Origin of the sequence: Streptomyces sp. CB01580, from assembly GCF_001905795.1 — a bacterium.
In the GTDB taxonomy this organism is placed as follows: domain Bacteria; phylum Actinomycetota; class Actinomycetes; order Streptomycetales; family Streptomycetaceae; genus Streptomyces.
Genome location: NZ_LIXJ01000051.1, coordinates 1 through 15,635, shown reverse-complemented (window position 1 = coordinate 15,635; position 15,635 = coordinate 1). Strand labels below are relative to the sequence as shown.

Below are 15,635 nucleotides of genomic sequence, written 5' to 3'. Positions count from 1 at the left end.
AAGCCCCAGCGGCCCTGGAAGACGCTCTCCCAGGTCGAGCTGGCCACCGCCGAGTGGATCGACTGGTACAACCACCGAAGACTCCACGGTGAGATAGGCCACGTCCCGCCCGTCGAATACGAAGCCAACTACTACACCGAACTCACGAAACCCCAGGTCACAACCACAATCTGAGATCTCTATGGAACCCGGGGCGGTTCACACTGCAGGCCGTGCCGGTCCAGGAACTCGAAGTAGTCCCTCAGATCGTGAGCGTAAGCACGGACGGTGTTCGGGGAGCGGTCGATGGCCGTCAGATGCGCCAAAAACCGGTCGACCGGATCGACGACCACCCCGTTGGCGAGAACAGTCGACGACTCCCCGCCGGATGGGATCACCAGCCGCTGAACCCGAAACACTGCGTCGCGAGCACAGCAAGATAAAGAGTCCACAGCCAGCTAACGATCACTCAGCCGACTTGTCACGGACGTCGTGGACTCTCCAGCAGGACGGTTAGATAACCACCGCGATCCTCGACCGCCTCCTGCACCACTGCGAAGTCGTCGCCATCAACGGTCCCAGCTACCGGCTGAAGAACCGCCTCAAGGCCATCGAACGCGATACGGAAGTCGCCTGATCCGGAGCCTCAGACCTGCCCCAGTTCCTCACCCGGCGGGATGAAGGCGTCGGCGCTGTCGGCATCGTCAACATGCCCGTGAGCATCCATCGTGATGGCCGTTGCCCGGCCCTGCGAGGTGATCAGCCACGCGAGCACCTGTTCCGTGAGCGGGGTATTCCCCGGGCCCTCGTCCTTCCAGTGGGCCCGCCACCCGCCACCAGGCACTGCGGCTACGACCTGGTCGGCCTTCTCAAGGTGGGAGAAGTCCTCGTAGTCCGTGACGGGACGCATGGCGCCTCGCTTGGGGTCGACGACAAGTGCCGTTCCCGTTGCCGGGTCCCATGCCTCCACCCGCACCATGCGGCCGATCTCGGTTTCGGTGCCGTTGAAGATGGCAGTCCAGCCGGTTTGATTGAAGTAACGGAGATCCACTGCCCCATCATCTCGCATGGCAATGAGCGCCATTCGGCAGCTACTTGCTCTGCACGTTCATCCGTACCTACCTCTGCACATACGCGAGTACGCCGACATTTGGTGTGCCGCCTTGTGATGGGACTTGCTCTGTAGGGTCGAGATCATGAGCGTTGAGGTTGTGGTCGTCCGTGAAGCAAACGACGAGTCGGTTGAGGCATTCGCGCGCTTGTTGCCTCAGCTTTCGAGCACAGCCAGCCCGTTGGATCGCGAGGCAGTGCAGCGCTTGCTCGCCAGCGATGCGAACACGGTGTTGGTGGCGCGGGTCGAAGGTGAAGTAGTCGGGATGCTGACGTTGGTCATGTTTCCCTTGCCTTCCGGTCTGCGAGCTCGCATCGAGGACGTGGTCGTGGACGAGGCCGCGCGGGGACATGGCGTTGGGGGTGCTCTGACCGAGGAGGCTCTGCGCCTCGCGGAGGCGGCGGGTGCTCGAACCGTTGACCTCACGTCGCGTCCGTCGAGGGAGGCAGCGAATCGCCTGTATGAGCGACTCGGCTTCGAGGCCAGGGATTCCAGGGTCTATCGCTTCGTCCTGGAACGGTAAGTGGAGCCGTGTCGGTGCAAACAGCTTGGTGCAGACGTCGTCACGGCTGCGGACTATGTCCGCTGAGGACGAGGACGTCATGATGGTGACCTCCATGCAGGTGGAGGCGAGGTGCGGTGTGCTTGATAGGTGGACCGCACCTCGCGTGAAGATCAGGGCTTCCTGATCTGAGGGATTCCGAGATCGGCAACGCGGGTGTCCGAGCGTTTGACCGCCCGGTCGAGGGCCGCGAGTTTGCTGCGCGCGGCATCGAGACTGACCCGGAGTCCTTCCGCCTCGCCGAGCCAGCCGTGGTCCCTGGCCTCGTCGATGCGGTCGGAGAGGCTGCGGATGATCTCGATGAGACGGCGGCGCTGGGAGGGGTCGATCCGCAGCATGGGACAGCGGACACAAGCGTGTTCGTGCTTGCAGGGCGTCCCGTAGGGGCGCCCGCAGGTGCCCAGCTCGACCTTCCGAAGGGCGAAGTGGCGCTGGAACTCCTGCCATTCCTCGTCCGTCGGCTCGCGGTACTCGGTTTCGGGCCGAAGCGCACGTCGCTGAGCGAGGAAGGATCGGTAGGAACGGATGAGGTCCTCCTGGAAGACGGCCAGGTAGGCCTGGGTGGTGTTCAGGTCTTCGTGGCCGAGGAGCCTGGCCGCGATGTGTACGGGCAGGCCTCCGGTGACCGCTTCAGTGGCGAACATGCGGCGGAAGTCGTGAGCGGTGTACTTCAACGGCTCGCCGGCGGCGTCCCGCAAGCCGGTGCGGTCCAGGGCGCTGTCCAGCAGGTTCTGCACTGTCGAGGCGGACATGACCTCGCTGCGGTGCCCCCGCGTCCGACGCTGAAACAGATGGGGAAGCTGGGGCCCGAACTCCCGCTCATGAGCGTCGTAGTAGCTCACCTTCGGGATCGCACCGCCGTTGGCATTGCGGAGCCGGGTGATGACCGTGGCCAGCACGCTCGCCAGTTCGGGGCTGACCAGCAGCAGCCGCTCCTGGTCGTTCTTCGACGGCACGATCTGAAGGAGAGGAACCAGTTCACCGGTGTCGGCCAGGCGGTAGGAGATCAGGGCCAGGTGCGTGATCTCCAGCAGTTCCTCCCGGCGGATGCCGGTGTGCCGCAGGGTCTCGATCACCGCCCAGGCCCAGAACGCCTCGTCCTCGCTCTGGAACAGGTCGACGGTCTCCCCGGTCGACAGGTTCTCGATCAGCACCGCTTCTTCCCGGGCCCGGGGCGCGTATTTCAGGTAGGTCTGGAATACGAATCGCCGGTAGCGGGTCCCCTCGTGCTCGAACTCTTCGCCGACGGGCACTGCCCGTGCCAGAGCCAGGAGCTTTTCCTGATCGTGGCGGTGACGCTCGGCCGTCTCGACCAGGACGGGCAGGTGCGGCAGCCGCTCGCGGACGCGCTGGTGCATCTTGGCGACGGTCTTGCGACGGTGCTTTTGCAGGCCGCCGGTCTCACCGCGGCGAATCGGGCTGGGGACCGCGTGCGGCGCCCAGGTCGGGTCCTCAAGTGCCCACTCCTGGATGTCCAGGTAGAAACTGCGGACCTGGACCAGCAGAAGCAGGTAGGTCTTGCGCGGCCGCGGCGCGGTTCGGCGCTTGGTGACGTACTTCGCGCGTTCCTTCCATGCCGTTGCAACGTCTTCGGGCAGGTGCAGGCTGTCGACCTCGGGGTGATGCTGCTCGATGTCCGCCCAGAACGTGCTGGCGAGCGTGCCGAGCAGGGCAAGGAACGAGGCGTAGTCCAGGCTGGGCCGGCGCTCGTCGAGATAGCGGACGAGAGCGTCACGAACCGGCCGGCAGCGAAGGTGGTAGCTGTCGACGAGTTCGGCCGTCGGCCTCTGCCCGCGGTGCAGGAACTGCTTGTAGGTGGTGTTCTGCGGCAGGACGCCGATGCCCCGCAGCAGGTCCCAGGCCGGGACGATGCCGTGCGGGACGAGTCCGTTCTTGGCCAGGCCCCACGAGCGGAAATCCTCGAAGTCCCGGCCGGTGATCTGGTCCAGGTCGCGGCCGGTGTGCAGAACCAGCTTCGCGAGCACGTTCAAACCCTGCTCCCGGCGGCGCTCGGGCATCCGCCGAGCGATCTCCTGCTCAACGACCCGGGCGAACAGCTCGGGTTGGACGGTCTGGCGGGTGTCCCGGAAGAGGGTGCGCGAATTGACCACGGCCAGGAGGTCGTGACTGGGCAGAACGACCCGGTTCACGAGCAGGCTCCCCAGACCGGCAGTGTTCACGCCCCGCCGGCGGTCCCTCGCGGCGTCCGAACCCGGAGGCAGGACATCCGCCCAGGCCAGTCCGGCGCAGACACCCACGTTCCCCGCTCCACCAGCGCATCCCGAGCACATCCAGGTCCGCCCGCCGCTGCTCAGTGAGCTTGTCGCCCCGCCGCCGAGCGTTGTCGATCCACGTACCGAGCCTCACCACCACGACCCCGTCAGCCCCGTTCTGACGGCCCGCCACACCGGCCTCCGCCTCCAGGTGCTCGACGTGCTTCCGAGCCACCCGAAGGTGCTCCTCACGGGCATGGAACCGAGCGGCATCAGGACGTCCGGCAAAACAGCGAAGAACAGCCCCGTCCGGTCAAAGGACGGTTCCTGCACGCCCGCGTCTACCAGCGCGTGCCGAGTGCATCGAGGTCGGCCCGCCGACCACGGTCCGATGCCGAGTCACGAGCGTGAATTGAGGGCTGTTCTGGCTGTTCGTCGGCTGGCGACGGCATCTCAGTGCCAGGTGTTGTCGTTTCCGGAGGTCTTGGTCGGGAGCCGGTAGCCGAACTCCTCCCGGAGCTTTGGGGCGGCAGCGTCCGAACGCATCGACAGCGCGATGAGCACGGCGAAGCCGAGCGCCCAGATGCCGGCGACGATCAGTACCGGCGCGACATCCGCGGTGCGATGGACCACAGTGCCGAGCGCTGCGGCGCCGAGCAGCGCCCAAACGGTTGTCGCCGCGTGCAGCTCGGACGCCTGGGTCGTCGTCGCGGTGATCGCGTGCGCGCGGTCGATCTCGGACACGTCCGCGCCCCCGCGGCGCACCCGTACAAGAGTGCGTCGCAGTCGCCGGATCCGGAGCACCCTGATGCCGAGCAGTACGAGCAGGCACAGGACGCCGAGCCCGACGCCGACCAGCTGCACCTGTCTCCAGATGGCGGCCGTGGGTGAGAGTGAGGGGCTCATCATGGCGAGGCTCGCGATGGCGAGGGTCACGAGCACGGGGGTGGTCGCATGGTCGAGTTCGGTGGCCTCGGCGCGCTCTCGGGCCTTGACCTGCTGCCGCAGTTCCGTGTCGGCGTCGCCGAGGAGGAGATGAGCGGAGCCCTGTTCGCCCAGGGCCCGTGCGGGAAGGCGCTCAGGCGCGGTACGGCTCCACCGTCGGTCGGCGGCGACCAGAGCGAGTACGGCCGGGACGCAGAGCACGCCTGAGAGGAGCAGGATGATCGCCACCGTCGGCCAGGCGGACGCGGCGAGCAGGATGCCGGCCGTTGCCAGGAGCAGGAAGCCGATGACGATGCTCGTCACGACCGCCGGGAAGAACGGCGTGCGTGTGACGCGGCCACGCACCTCGACCGCATTCCTCAGCGCCGACGAGTCCTCAACCGGTGCGTACATGCCCGCGAGCGCCAGCTGATGGAAGGTCAGGGCATAGCCAAGCACGATCAGGAAGACGGCGATACCCAGCACCGCAGCGATGAGCGGGCCGCCGAACACCGGCACGAAACCTGGCGGGTCGTCGGGGAGACCGAGTCTGCCGATGAGCGCGAGGACGGGAAGCAGACCGAACAGCGCCCCGCAGCCCACGGCCGCTGCGCCCGACACGCGCACCAGGCCGCCAGTGATCAGGACGCTGCGGGTCGGCGGCAGCTCGGGGCCGCGGTCGCGCCGCTCATCGCCCAGGAGAGCACACTTCGCTTTCACCGTCCTAGGCTCTCACGGGTGTGCGAAGCCGTCGTTCTGCGCCCCGGCAGCACCGTCGCGGGCCTCTGATAGACACGCCAGTCGCCGGTCCTCGCGGCCAGCTCGGCGAAGACCTCCTCGTCGCTTTGCCCTGCGGCGAGCATCTCCTGCGCCTCCAGAACCAGGGCGGGCGCTGTCACGTTGGCTGGCCCGTGGGTTGATCTTCGGGCTGGTCACGTTGGGGGGAGTCGTCCGTGGTGGGTGCACCGCCGTCGCACAAGGGGGCACCGGTACCCGGTGGGGGTCATCTCGCACTGCGTGTGGCTGTACTTCCGGTTCCCGCTCAGCTTCCGCGAGGTCGAGGAGCTGATGCTCGAGCGCGGCGTGATCGTCTCCCACGAGACCGTGCGCCGCTGGTGTCTGAAGTTCGGCCAGGCGTACGCCAGCGCGCTGCGCCGCCGGCGGCCCCGCCCCGGGGACAAGTGGCATCTGGACGAAGTCTTCATCAAGATCAACAGTGAGCAGAAGTACCTGTGGCGGGCGGTCGACCAGGACGGCAATGTCCTGGACATTCTTGTTCAGAACCGGCGGGACAAGGCCGCAGCCAGGCGATTCTTCCGCGGGCTGATGACGAAGACGGGCAGGGTGCCGCGGGTGGTCGTCACCGACGAGCTGCGTTCCTACGGCGCCGCTCACCGCGAGGTCATGCCCTCGGTGGAGCATCGCTCGCACAAGAGCCTGAACAACCGGGCCGAGAACAGCCACCAGCCGACGAGGCAACGTCGCGCAGACCGACCCCCGGCTCACCCGCACCACCCTCGTCATCGGCTCGCCCGGCTACATGGCACCAGAACGCTGGCAGGGAGCCGAGAGCGACGGCCGCGCCGACCTCTTCCCGCTGGGTGTGACGCTGTACGAGGCGCTGGAGGGAGTCCTGCCGTTCCGCCCGGAGAACCCCACCGCCGCGCTGACGGAGGAGCCGAGGCCGATGGAGCGGGCTGGAGCGCTGGCCCCGCTGCTCCTCGCCCTCCTGGAGAAGGACCCGGCCCGGCGCCCCACCGTGGACTTGGCGCGGAAGTTGCTGACCCCGCCGTCCCGCCCTCCCGAGCGGAAGACAAAACCCTGGGAGCAGGTCCCGCCGGGGGATTCCGTGACGGTCGCCAACAAACAGGGCGAGATCGCGTGGTTCTACTCGCTGACTGCGGGGAAGATCGGAGGGTACGCGGGCTTCGGGATCGGCGGGTTCCTCGGCGCCCTCATCTTCCCCGACCCGGTCCTGAGCCTGGGGTCGCTGGAGCTCGTCGACGGCGACAACCGCCTGGGGAACGCCGCGCTGGGGGCCGCGGTGCTTTACGGCCTCCTCGGCTTCATCTGCTGTCTGGTGGGCCTGATCGCCGGAGCCCGCTCCAAGTCGGACGTGGTCACCCTCAGCGCGCACGGCCTCACCATCAGCAGCTGGCGGGGGTACCAGCAGCGCCGCCTCGCGGAGGACGGCACCCTCGAACCGCACGAAGCGAAGACCTTCACTCTCCGGTGGGACGCGCTGGAGCGCATCGCCGTCGAGTACCCGGAGGAGACGGAACCCGCTGCCATCGCCGTGTGGTTCCGTCCGGGGCGGTGGCGGTTCCCGGAGCAGATCCGCTCGGCTGGGAGCCGGTCTGGGGCAGGGGTTCGCAGGCAGATTCCCGCCTGGTGTGGATGCTGACCGGTCACCAGGGTCAGGTGATCGCTGTCGCCACCGCCGTGGTCGCCGGTCGCGTGCTGGCTGTGACCGGCAGCCGGGACGGCACCGTCCGGATGTGGGACCTCACCACGGGCCGGGAGGCCTGCCCGCCCCTGTACTGCCGCACGGATGCCCGGTCGACGCTGACCGCCGAGGTCGACCGGATCGCCACGGCCACCTTGGACGGCTGCGAGGTCGCGCTGCTGCTCTCGAAGCTCGCCGGCGAGCAGCGGTTCCTGCGTCGCCCCTGTGAAGCGCGGATGCCGCTAGGATCTCCAGCTTCCGAGTAGTGGAGGAGAGTCATGAGCGACCGTCCTGTCCATACGGTGGAAGTGCCTCTGGGTGATGGCAGCGAAGAGTCTGTGCGTGTTCAGATCCGGGAGGTGGACGAGTCACTCGTCCGCGTGGGCCGGGCAGGCCGCTCCGTAGCGAGGGCCGAACGGTCGTTCGGGCAGATGCTGGACGCCGTACGCCCCGTGGCGGAGAGCTTTGTGGGGCGATTCAAGGGGCTTGCGAACGCGCCGGACGAGATCACGCTGGAGTTCGGGGTGTCATTGTCGGCTGAGGCGGACGTGGTGATTGCCAGCACGGCGACAGCCGCCAATTTCTCCGTAAGCCTGACCTGGAACAGGGGGGATGCGAGAGACTCCAACGGAGAGACGTTGCAGGGTGGTTGATTCGACCAGGACACGCAACGGGGGACTCGGTAGCGCGGAGGTCACGGTGACGGGGATTCAGGAGCGGGATGCCGAGGAGGCGGAGCCGGCACTGGTCTCGGCGGTTGTCCGAGTCAAGGGGCCGGACGGCGCGATCGGCGGCGCGGGCTTCCTCATCGCTCCAGACCTGGTGCTGACCTGCGCACATGTGGTGTCGGACGCGCTGGACCGGCTCCGGGAGGCCACGGTTGAGGCTGGCACCGAGGTAACGGTCGACGTGCCGTTGGCCGGGAACGCCGACGGCGTCGACGGGGGCGACCACGGTGCCGAGGTCCAGCGCTGGATCCCGGTCAGGCCCGATCAGACCGGTGATATCGCCGTGCTGCGATTACGAAACCGGATTCCCGGAGCCCGTCCGCTTCCCGTGATCGACCCGCAGCGCGGTGTGTGGGACCACGACGCGCGTGCAGTGGGCTTCACCGACGACCATCCGGATGGAATCTGGCACAGTGGCAGGTTCCGTGGGCCCACGCGCCAGGGCTGGATCCAGCTCTCGCGTGCCAACGGTGAGGCCGTGTATGTCAAGGGAGGCTTCAGCGGAAGTCCTGTCTGGGACAACGAACTGGGCGCCGCCGTCGGGATGATGGTGGCTGCGCAGCCGGTACGTGAGGCTCAGCAGGCGTTCGTCCTGCGGGTGAGAACGCTGCTGAAGGAAGTTCCCGAACTCGCCCCGCACGTGAGGCCGGCCACGCCCCCTGGCCGTGGCACCAAGCGGCGGGGACTCGTCCTCGCCCTGGTCGCAGCCGGGGCCCTGGTCGTCTCCCTCGCCGTCTACGCCGGCACCCAGCTGCACGGCGACCCCAACGCCAAGGGCACCGCCGGCAGCGACACCCCTACGGCCGGAACCTCCGCAACGCTCCCCGCAGCCGGGGGCGGACCCGCGCACGACGGCAACTCGTCCGGCGGGAACGCGACCGGCGGCAACGCGACCGGAGGGAACGCGACCGGCGGGAACGCGACCGGAGGGGATGCCTCCGGCGGGAACGCGACCGGAGGGGACGCCTCCGGCGGGAACGCCACGGGCGGGAACGCGACCGGAGGGAACGCCACGGGCGGGTCGGGCGGCTCCGGCGGTTCCGGTGGGACGTCCGGCGCGACCTCGCCGAAACCCCCCGCGCCCAGCGGCCACTTCCGGCTCAAAAACGTCGGCTACAGCCAGTGCCTGACCGTGAACGCCTTCAGCGGCGTCGTGTTCGCCACCTGCACGGACAGCCCGGCAACCAACTGGACCGCAAAGGCCGGCTCGGGCGGTTCCTACATGCTGTACAACGAGTCCGCCAGCGAGTGCCTGACTGTCAACGCCAACACGCTGTCCCTGGCCGACTGCGGCTCCAAAACCGGCCAAAACTGGCGCACGGGTACCAACAGCACCATCGTGAACCTGTCCAGCAGTCAGTGTCTCGGCGAGAGCGCCACCTGGCCGTACCTGGTGTCCTGCGAGCCGTCGAAGGCGAACCAGCACTGGGCGAAGGAGCACTGATGGCGTGGGCGGACCAGGCGCGCTGGCGGGCTCACCACGAGGGATGCGGCCCGGGTCGCGCGGGCATCCACTACTGCGTCTTCGCCGGGAAGCTCCGTACCCGGGTCGATCTCCTGGACTGGACCTCTCACCCCATGGAGAAGAACGGGCTGCCCGTCATCGGCTGGCGCGACCTCCTGAGGGAGGCCCGAAAGGGAGGCGAACGGCTGGCTGTGGTTACCCCAGAAGCGGCCCGGGGGCCTTTCTGAGCGCCCCTCTGAGCGTGAGTCAGTCGCCTCGGGTCTCCCGGTTCCGGGGCGGTTGGTGTTCGTGGCTCAGGGGGCGTGCGGCGGTTTCTGGGCGTCGGTCGTCGTCTGGGTGTGGCAGGCTGCGGGCGGTGAGGGTCTGGGTGTTCGTGCCGGACTGCCTGCCCGTGATGCCGGCCCGGCCGTCTGGCGGGTCGCCGGGGTCCGTTCACGGTCGGCTTGGGCCTGTGGCAGTGCCGTCCGGGTGTCGTCGGTCTGCTGCTGTGCCGGAGCGCGCCTGGTCGTTGTCTGTTGAGGTCGCGGACATGGACGGTGCGGGTGTGGGGGTGGTGGGTGTGTTCTGTTCGGTTGTGCCGTTGCTGGCGAAGATGAGCAGGCCGATGAGGGTGATGAGGACCTTGGTGGCGACGTCGATCGTTTCCCCGATGGCGGGCCGGCGGTGGTGGATCCAGCCGATGCCCAGGCCGGCGAGGACCAGGAGCAGGATGATGAGCAGTGGGTCGTGGCCGTACATGTGAGGACCTTTCACGTCTGGTCCGCCCTCCTGGAGCCGGCCGAGCACCAGGAGGGACGTCCCCGTCTTGTCCCCGCACACGGTGCGGGGGCGACCAGCGGGAATGCGGTCACGAGAAGTACTAGGGACCAGCGGGATCGTGGTACGCACGCGCGGCAGAACGCTGCCCCGCGCCGGACTTTCTTCGGATGTGAGAACCAGTGGCTGACCAGCGATTATTAGACGTCTTCGACGGCGACGGCGAGGAGGAGAGGCTGTGGGAAGCACTCAGCGGCTTCAAGAAGACGGTGCGCGGCCTCGTCGAGAAGACCGGCCTGTCGACGAACGCGCTGGCGGACATGCACAACTTCGGGAAGGGGAAGGTCGCCACCTGGCAGACCCCCAAGCGTGAAGGGCCCAACATCCCGCCCCTGCGCTTCGTCGAGGTACTGATCAAGGAAGCACAGGAACGCGCGAATCTGCAGGACCGGGCCGCAGCAGTGTTCCTGCACCAGTACGGCGAGCTGCTCAAGCTGTACTGCACGCGGGCCAACCCGCACAACGTCCACCGCCAGATGCTCCTCGACTACCAGAACACCCTCCTGATCCGCGAGCTGAACGACGCGACGAACGCGGCCCTGGAGAAAACAGCCGCGCTCACCGAGGAACTGCAGACACTGCGCGAGGACCGGGACGGGGAACGCCGGCGCCGGATCACTCTGCAGCAGCAGATCGACTCACTGAACAGCCAGAACCAGGACCGGGCCGCAAAGAGGAAAACAGCCCTCACCCAGCGGGACCAGATCCGAGCCGACCTCACAGCGTACGAGAACGACCAGCAACTGGAAAAATGGCAACCCGGCGCCGACCAGGGTGGTCCGCATACGCACCACCCCCACGACCCCACTCCGCCGCTCCCGCCGCCCCCCGGCCGCGGCACCAAGCGGCGGCGACTCGTCGCCCTGGTCGCAGCCGGGGCCCTGGTCGTCTCCCTCGCCGTCTACGCCGGCACCCAGCTGCACAGCGACCCCGACGCCAAGGGCACCTCCGACACAAGCCGTCCCCCCAGCGACACCCCTTCGGCCGGAACCTCCGCCACGCTCCCCACCGCCGGGGGCGAACCCGAGCACGGCGGAGACTCGTCCGGCGGGAACGCCACAGGCGGCAACGCCACCGGAGGGAACGCCACGGGCGGCAATGCCACGGGCGGCAACGCCTCCGGCGGGAACGCCTCCGGCGGCAACGCGACCGGCGGGAACGCTACGGGCGGCAACGCCACCGGAGGGGACGCCACGGGCGGGATCGCCACCGGTGGCAAGACCACTGGCGGGTCGGGCGGTTCCGGCGGTTCCGGTGGGACGTCCGGCGCGACCTCGCCGAAACCCCCCGCGCCCAGCGGCTACTTCCGGCTCAGGGACGTCGGCTACGGCCAGTGCCTGACCGCGAGCTACCTCAACGTCGTGTTCGCCACCTGCACGGACAGCCCCGTGGCCAACTGGACCGCAAAGGCCGGCTCGGGCGGTTCCTACACCCTGTACAACGAGTCCGCCGGCAAGTGTCTGACTGTCAACGTCAACGTGCTGTACCTGGCCGACTGCGGCTCCAAAACCGGCCAGAACTGGCGCACGGGCACCAGCAGCACCCTCGTGAACCTGTCCAGCAGCCGGTGTCTCGGCGAGAGCGCCACCTGGCCGGTCCTGGAGTCCTGCGAGCCGTCGAAGACGACCCAGCACTGGGCGAAGGACCACTGATGGCGCGGCCGGACCAGGCGCGCTGACGGGCCCACCACGAGGGACGCGACCCGGACCGCGCAGTCAGCCCTACCGCGTCTCCGCCGGGAAGCCCCGTACCCAGACCGATCTCCAGGACTGGACCTTTCCGGCCCCGGCCCCCGTTTCGGTCCCTGCTGCGCCCGTTTCGGTCCCTGTTCCGGCCTGTGAGTCCGCCCCGATGGCCGCGCGCGCCGCCCTGGACGACGCGATCGACGCTGCCCGTCAGGGCCTCGCCGGGGAATAGCCGCCACGCTGGTGCGGCGCATACTGGAGGTGTGGGTGGGCGCGACCGGGATGATGCCGGGCTGGCGCTGCCGCCGCTGAGCGCGGCGCGGGCCCGTGAGGTGACGGCCGGGCTGCGGGAGGCGCTGTCTGAACGAGGATGTCCAAGACGTTGCCGTCCTGGTCGACGGCCCGCCACGGGTACTTCTGCTTCCCGTTGATCTTGACGAACACCTCGTCCAGGTGCCATTTGTCGCCGGGCCGGGGCCGGCGGCGGCGCAGACCGTCGGCGTAGGCCTGCCCGAACTTCGCGCACCAACGCCGGACGGTCTCGTGGGAGACGATCACGCCGCGCTCGAGCATCAGCTCCTCGACCTCGCGGAAACTGAGCGGGAAGCGAAAGTACAGCCACACGCAGTGCGAGATCACCTCCACTGGGTACCGATGCCCCTTGTACGACGGGGACGCGCTCCCCACGAACAGCCCCCTCCACCGTGATCAAACCGGAGATCATCCCACCCCGCCAGCCAACGTGACAGAGCCCCCGGTACAACTCCTTCGTGTCCGGGATCGTCGACATTGAGGCCCTGCGGCAGTTCCGGACGATGAATCTCAACAGCAACTGGCTCAAGGACCTGCGCACCGAGGTCTTCCGGCGGATGTACGACGAACCGATTCATCCGGCCAACCTGTGGCTGACGGACGAACCGGTCCGGCATGCCGAGGCGGACGAGATCTACCGCGCAAACATCCGGCGGCTGGTGGAGCGGCGCGCGTACACGCCACCGGCGCATGAGTTTCCCGGCGCCCGCTACATCGCGCCGCCGGATCCCGGTCCGACCAGGTAGCGCTCGATCGCCGGGCGCAGCCGGGTGCGCTCGAAGTCGGGCTAGATAGCGGCCAGTTGATCCAGGATGAGCCCGTTGAGCAGGGTCAGCAGGTGCGCGGCGTCGCCTTCGGGGTCGTCGGCCCCCGCGGCGGCCGGCTCGACCGCGAACGTCCGGCGCTGCGCGTCGCCCCACGCGCCCCGGTCGTCGTCGACGGCGCCGGCCAGGTAGTGCGCCAGGCGGGCGTCGTGGGCGTGCGGTGTGGCGTCGGGCGTGGGGACAGGCGGTTCTGTACCTCGTCGATCTGATGCGCGGCCAGCCGGCGCAGGGCCTCGTCGAGGAGCCGGTCGCGGGGTGCCGAAGTAGTACCGGGCCGACCCGTGGGTGGTGCCTGCCTCCTTGGCGACTGCCCGGTGCGTCACGGTGCGGGCGCCCTCGCGGGCGAGCAGGCGCTACCGGTACTCCACCAACCACCAGGTCGTCATCGACGCCGACAGTCGCCTGGTCGTCGTGGTCGGAGGGCTCTTCAGGCAGGGTGAGTGCAAGGCTGATCTGGCAAGCGAGGATGGTCGAGGAGTGGGCCATGATGCTCCGGAGCAGCCCCTCGGCGGCATGGCTGGTGAGGGAAAAAGCTGGAAGTGGCGTAGGCGCAGGTGAGAGCGTGGTCCCGTGAGCATGATTGATGACGTCATCGCCCTGGCCGCCACCCACGGCCCGCGCCTGTCCGCGCAGGACGCCACCGTGAACGAGGCGGGCCTGGACTACCGCGTCGTCATGGCCTCCGACACGACCGACCAGAGGTGGGTGCTGCGCGTACCGCGCCGCGCCGACGTCTCCGAGGGCATGGCCGCCGAGACGCGCATCCTCGACCTGGTCGCGCCCGTCCTGGCCGAGGACGGCGTCGCGGTCCCCGACTGGCAGGTCCGCTCCCCCGAGCTGATCGCCTACCCGGCCCTGCCCGGCGCCCCGGGCCTGACCCTGACCGACGCCGGGGAGCCCAACTGGCACATGGACCCTGCCAGCCCGGACTACGCCAAGCGCCTGGGGCGTCTGCTGGCCCGTCTGCACTCCATCACCCCGGAGCAGGCCGAGGCCGCAGGCGTCGAGGTCCGCACCCCGGCCCAGGCACGTCAGGCGTGGCGGGACGACATCGCCCGCGTAAGCGAGGCCTTCACTGTCTCCCCCGCCCTGACCGAGGCCTGGCAGGCCTGGCTCGAGGACGACACCTGCTGGCCCGAGCAGACCGTGATGACCCACGGTGAGATCTACCCCGCGCACCTGCTGTTCGACGAGGAGGGCACGATCACCGGGGTCCTGGACTGGACCACCGCCCGCGTGGACGACCCCGCCCGTGACCTGTCCGCCCAGTACGGCGCCGCAGGCGAGGAGATGCTGCAGGCCACCCTCACCGCGTACGAGCAGGCGGGCGGAAACGTCCACCCCGGCCTGGCAGCCCAGGCGAAGCACCTGTGGGACACCTCCCCGATCGGGTACGCCCTGTACGCGCTGACCACCGGCGCCGAGACCGACCTGGCCACCGCGGCAGCGATGCTGACCCCCGAGGCCTGATGCCCCGCCCGGTCCGACTCCGCCGGCGCCGCACAAAGATTCCTGTCCGCGTTCAGCTGCATCTCACCCCACTTCCGGCCCCGCCGCCACCTGATGACCGCCCCCGACCACCGCGCCGAGATGACCATCCGCTTCGCCATCTGGGACCAGGCCACCGGCGCCACCGGCCGGCCCGCCGAGGCTTGAACACCGGCCCGAAACTCGACATCCGCCACGCCCCGACGCGCCGTCAGAGACCCACGCACCCAACAACGTGACAGCGCCGTGTCACGTACTGCCACGACATCGCCGACATCCACGACCAGCTCATCGCCCTCGGCATGGAGGGCCGGCGCCGTACCCGGATCGCCGACGAACTCGGCATCGACGTCGACCCGAAAGCCATCGGCCCCAGGGTGCTGATCCTTCTCGAAGAGGTCAACGCCACCATGAAGCAGCTGGCCCGCTACTTGGAGAAGACCCGCGAGTCCGGCGACCCGAAGGTCTCCCCGGCCGTCGACGCGCTCAACGAAATCCTCTACATGGGTCGCCAACTGCGCATGCACGTGCTCCTGGTCGCCCAGTCCGCGACCGCCCGCGCCCTCGGAGGCCCGGAGGCCCGCGAGCAGTTCTCCACCCGCATCCTCGCCCGCTACAGCGTCAACGCCTGGCGGATGCTCGCCTCCGAGGTCCACCCGCCGCCGAAGTCCACCAAGCAACACGGCCGCGCCCAGGTCGTCAGCGGCGGCTCCGACCGCGAGGCCCAGGTGTTGTTCTTCACCGAGACCGAAGCCCGCGAGTGGGCCACCACCGGCAAGAATGCCGCCGCCGCATAGCCAGGCTCGGTGCAGCTGCACAAGCCGCCTGCCGACTCCCTCGCCGACGCCTGGAGCACCACCATCCCCGAACTCCCGCCCACCACTGAGCCGCCCGTGAGCCGGGACCTGCTCGCCGACGCCTGGAACGGGACTGTAAAACGTCGTCGTGTGATGCGGAGCGGGCGCCGTCACCGCCGCGGCCACGGCCCGCCGCACCGCGCCCGGGTCCACCGGTTCGTCGGCGAACTCGCGCACCGTGCGCCGCAGGGTCAACGCCTCCCGCACCGCCTCCGAGGTGCCGAG

The 15,635-nt window shown here is 68.9% G+C and carries 18 protein-coding genes and 5 pseudogenes; 14 read left to right on the top strand and 9 right to left on the bottom strand.

Annotation, left to right across the window (positions count from 1 at the left end; genetic code table 11):
* Positions 1-174, top strand: a 174-nt coding sequence (locus AMK22_RS36145; protein WP_143203653.1) for an integrase core domain-containing protein, incomplete at its 5' end; no start/stop codon positions are given.
* A gap of 5 nt (positions 175-179) precedes the next feature.
* Here AMK22_RS36145 and AMK22_RS36140 read toward each other — a convergent pair.
* Positions 180-332, bottom strand: coding sequence for a site-specific integrase (locus AMK22_RS36140; protein WP_242434312.1), 153 nt, complete (start codon positions 330-332; stop codon positions 180-182).
* 164 nt (positions 333-496) lie between these two features.
* Here AMK22_RS36140 and AMK22_RS41620 point away from each other — a divergent pair.
* Positions 497-616, top strand: a pseudogene (locus tag AMK22_RS41620) (ATP-binding protein); the annotation flags it as partial.
* A gap of 9 nt (positions 617-625) precedes the next feature.
* Here AMK22_RS41620 and AMK22_RS36135 read toward each other — a convergent pair.
* Positions 626-1,030: a hypothetical protein gene (locus AMK22_RS36135; RefSeq protein WP_242434310.1), complete on the bottom strand. Its 405-nt coding sequence runs from the start codon at positions 1,028-1,030 to the stop codon at positions 626-628.
* Between the two features lie 145 nt (positions 1,031-1,175).
* On the opposite strand from AMK22_RS36135, the gene AMK22_RS36130 reads away from it, so the two are divergent.
* On the top strand, positions 1,176-1,613 hold the full coding sequence (locus tag AMK22_RS36130; RefSeq protein ID WP_073791894.1) for a GNAT family N-acetyltransferase: 438 nt from the start codon (positions 1,176-1,178) through the stop codon (positions 1,611-1,613).
* Positions 1,614-1,765: 152 nt separating this feature from the next.
* Here the strand turns inward: AMK22_RS36130 and AMK22_RS41615 are convergent, their stop codons facing one another.
* The 3 genes from AMK22_RS41615 to AMK22_RS36110 form a co-directional block, all read right to left on the bottom strand.
* On the bottom strand, positions 1,766-3,832 hold the full coding sequence (locus tag AMK22_RS41615; protein ID WP_242434309.1) for a tyrosine-type recombinase/integrase: 2,067 nt from the start codon (positions 3,830-3,832) through the stop codon (positions 1,766-1,768).
* Positions 3,833-4,318: 486 nt separating this feature from the next.
* Positions 4,319-5,509, bottom strand: a complete 1,191-nt coding sequence (locus tag AMK22_RS36115; RefSeq protein WP_073791885.1) for a hypothetical protein — start codon at positions 5,507-5,509, stop codon at positions 4,319-4,321.
* A complete protein-coding gene (locus tag AMK22_RS36110; RefSeq protein ID WP_073791884.1) occupies positions 5,506-5,688 on the bottom strand; it encodes a hypothetical protein in 183 nt (60 codons plus the stop codon). The genes AMK22_RS36115 and AMK22_RS36110 overlap by 4 nt, the downstream gene beginning before the upstream one ends.
* A gap of 61 nt (positions 5,689-5,749) precedes the next feature.
* Between AMK22_RS36110 and AMK22_RS36105 the strand changes: the two are divergent.
* From AMK22_RS36105 to AMK22_RS36075, 6 genes and pseudogenes are all read left to right on the top strand, one after another.
* Positions 5,750-6,271, top strand: a pseudogene (locus AMK22_RS36105) (IS6 family transposase); the annotation flags it as partial.
* Between the two features lie 40 nt (positions 6,272-6,311).
* On the top strand, positions 6,312-7,193 hold the full coding sequence (locus tag AMK22_RS36100; protein ID WP_443333344.1) for a hypothetical protein: 882 nt from the start codon (positions 6,312-6,314) through the stop codon (positions 7,191-7,193).
* Positions 7,187-7,501 (top strand): hypothetical protein, encoded by a 315-nt coding sequence (locus AMK22_RS40360; RefSeq protein ID WP_206780487.1) that lies wholly within the window; start codon positions 7,187-7,189, stop codon positions 7,499-7,501. Before AMK22_RS36100 ends, AMK22_RS40360 begins: the two co-directional genes overlap by 7 nt.
* 12 nt (positions 7,502-7,513) lie before the next feature.
* On the top strand, positions 7,514-7,888 hold the full coding sequence (locus tag AMK22_RS36090) for a CU044_2847 family protein (RefSeq protein WP_073791879.1): 375 nt from the start codon (positions 7,514-7,516) through the stop codon (positions 7,886-7,888).
* 46 nt (positions 7,889-7,934) lie between these two features.
* Positions 7,935-9,407, top strand: a complete 1,473-nt coding sequence (locus tag AMK22_RS41610) for a trypsin-like peptidase domain-containing protein (protein WP_158072129.1) — start codon at positions 7,935-7,937, stop codon at positions 9,405-9,407.
* The gene (locus AMK22_RS36075; RefSeq protein WP_073791878.1) at positions 9,407-9,655 is read left to right on the top strand and encodes a hypothetical protein; all 249 of its coding nucleotides are present in this window, start codon (positions 9,407-9,409) and stop codon (positions 9,653-9,655) included. The genes AMK22_RS41610 and AMK22_RS36075 overlap by 1 nt, the downstream gene beginning before the upstream one ends.
* 205 nt (positions 9,656-9,860) lie before the next feature.
* On the opposite strand, the gene AMK22_RS36070 is transcribed toward AMK22_RS36075, so the two are convergent.
* Entirely contained in the window at positions 9,861-10,166 is a 306-nt protein-coding gene (locus AMK22_RS36070; protein WP_242434308.1) for a hypothetical protein, read from the bottom strand.
* Positions 10,167-10,366: 200 nt separating this feature from the next.
* On the opposite strand from AMK22_RS36070, the gene AMK22_RS41945 reads away from it, so the two are divergent.
* A complete protein-coding gene (locus tag AMK22_RS41945) occupies positions 10,367-11,896 on the top strand; it encodes a ricin-type beta-trefoil lectin domain protein (RefSeq protein WP_073791876.1) in 1,530 nt (509 codons plus the stop codon).
* Positions 11,897-12,289: 393 nt separating this feature from the next.
* Here AMK22_RS41945 and AMK22_RS36060 read toward each other — a convergent pair.
* Positions 12,290-12,616 (bottom strand): annotated as a pseudogene (locus tag AMK22_RS36060) (IS6 family transposase); the annotation flags it as partial.
* A gap of 83 nt (positions 12,617-12,699) precedes the next feature.
* On the opposite strand from AMK22_RS36060, the gene AMK22_RS36055 reads away from it, so the two are divergent.
* A complete protein-coding gene (locus tag AMK22_RS36055; RefSeq protein ID WP_199883420.1) occupies positions 12,700-12,987 on the top strand; it encodes a hypothetical protein in 288 nt (95 codons plus the stop codon).
* Between the two features lie 41 nt (positions 12,988-13,028).
* Here the strand turns inward: AMK22_RS36055 and AMK22_RS39325 are convergent, their stop codons facing one another.
* On the bottom strand, positions 13,029-13,388 hold the full coding sequence (locus tag AMK22_RS39325; RefSeq protein ID WP_143203652.1) for a hypothetical protein: 360 nt from the start codon (positions 13,386-13,388) through the stop codon (positions 13,029-13,031).
* Between the two features lie 253 nt (positions 13,389-13,641).
* On the opposite strand from AMK22_RS39325, the gene AMK22_RS36045 reads away from it, so the two are divergent.
* From AMK22_RS36045 to AMK22_RS36035, 3 genes and pseudogenes are all read left to right on the top strand, one after another.
* On the top strand, positions 13,642-14,535 hold the full coding sequence (locus AMK22_RS36045) for a macrolide 2'-phosphotransferase (protein ID WP_073791873.1): 894 nt from the start codon (positions 13,642-13,644) through the stop codon (positions 14,533-14,535).
* 18 nt (positions 14,536-14,553) lie between these two features.
* Positions 14,554-14,721, top strand: a pseudogene (locus AMK22_RS36040) (IS6 family transposase); the annotation flags it as partial.
* A 134-nt stretch (positions 14,722-14,855) separates the two neighbouring features.
* The gene (locus tag AMK22_RS36035) at positions 14,856-15,350 is read left to right on the top strand and encodes a hypothetical protein (protein ID WP_073791872.1); all 495 of its coding nucleotides are present in this window, start codon (positions 14,856-14,858) and stop codon (positions 15,348-15,350) included.
* Between the two features lie 144 nt (positions 15,351-15,494).
* Here the strand turns inward: AMK22_RS36035 and AMK22_RS41600 are convergent.
* A pseudogene (locus AMK22_RS41600) lies at positions 15,495-15,635 on the bottom strand (nitroreductase family protein); the annotation flags it as partial.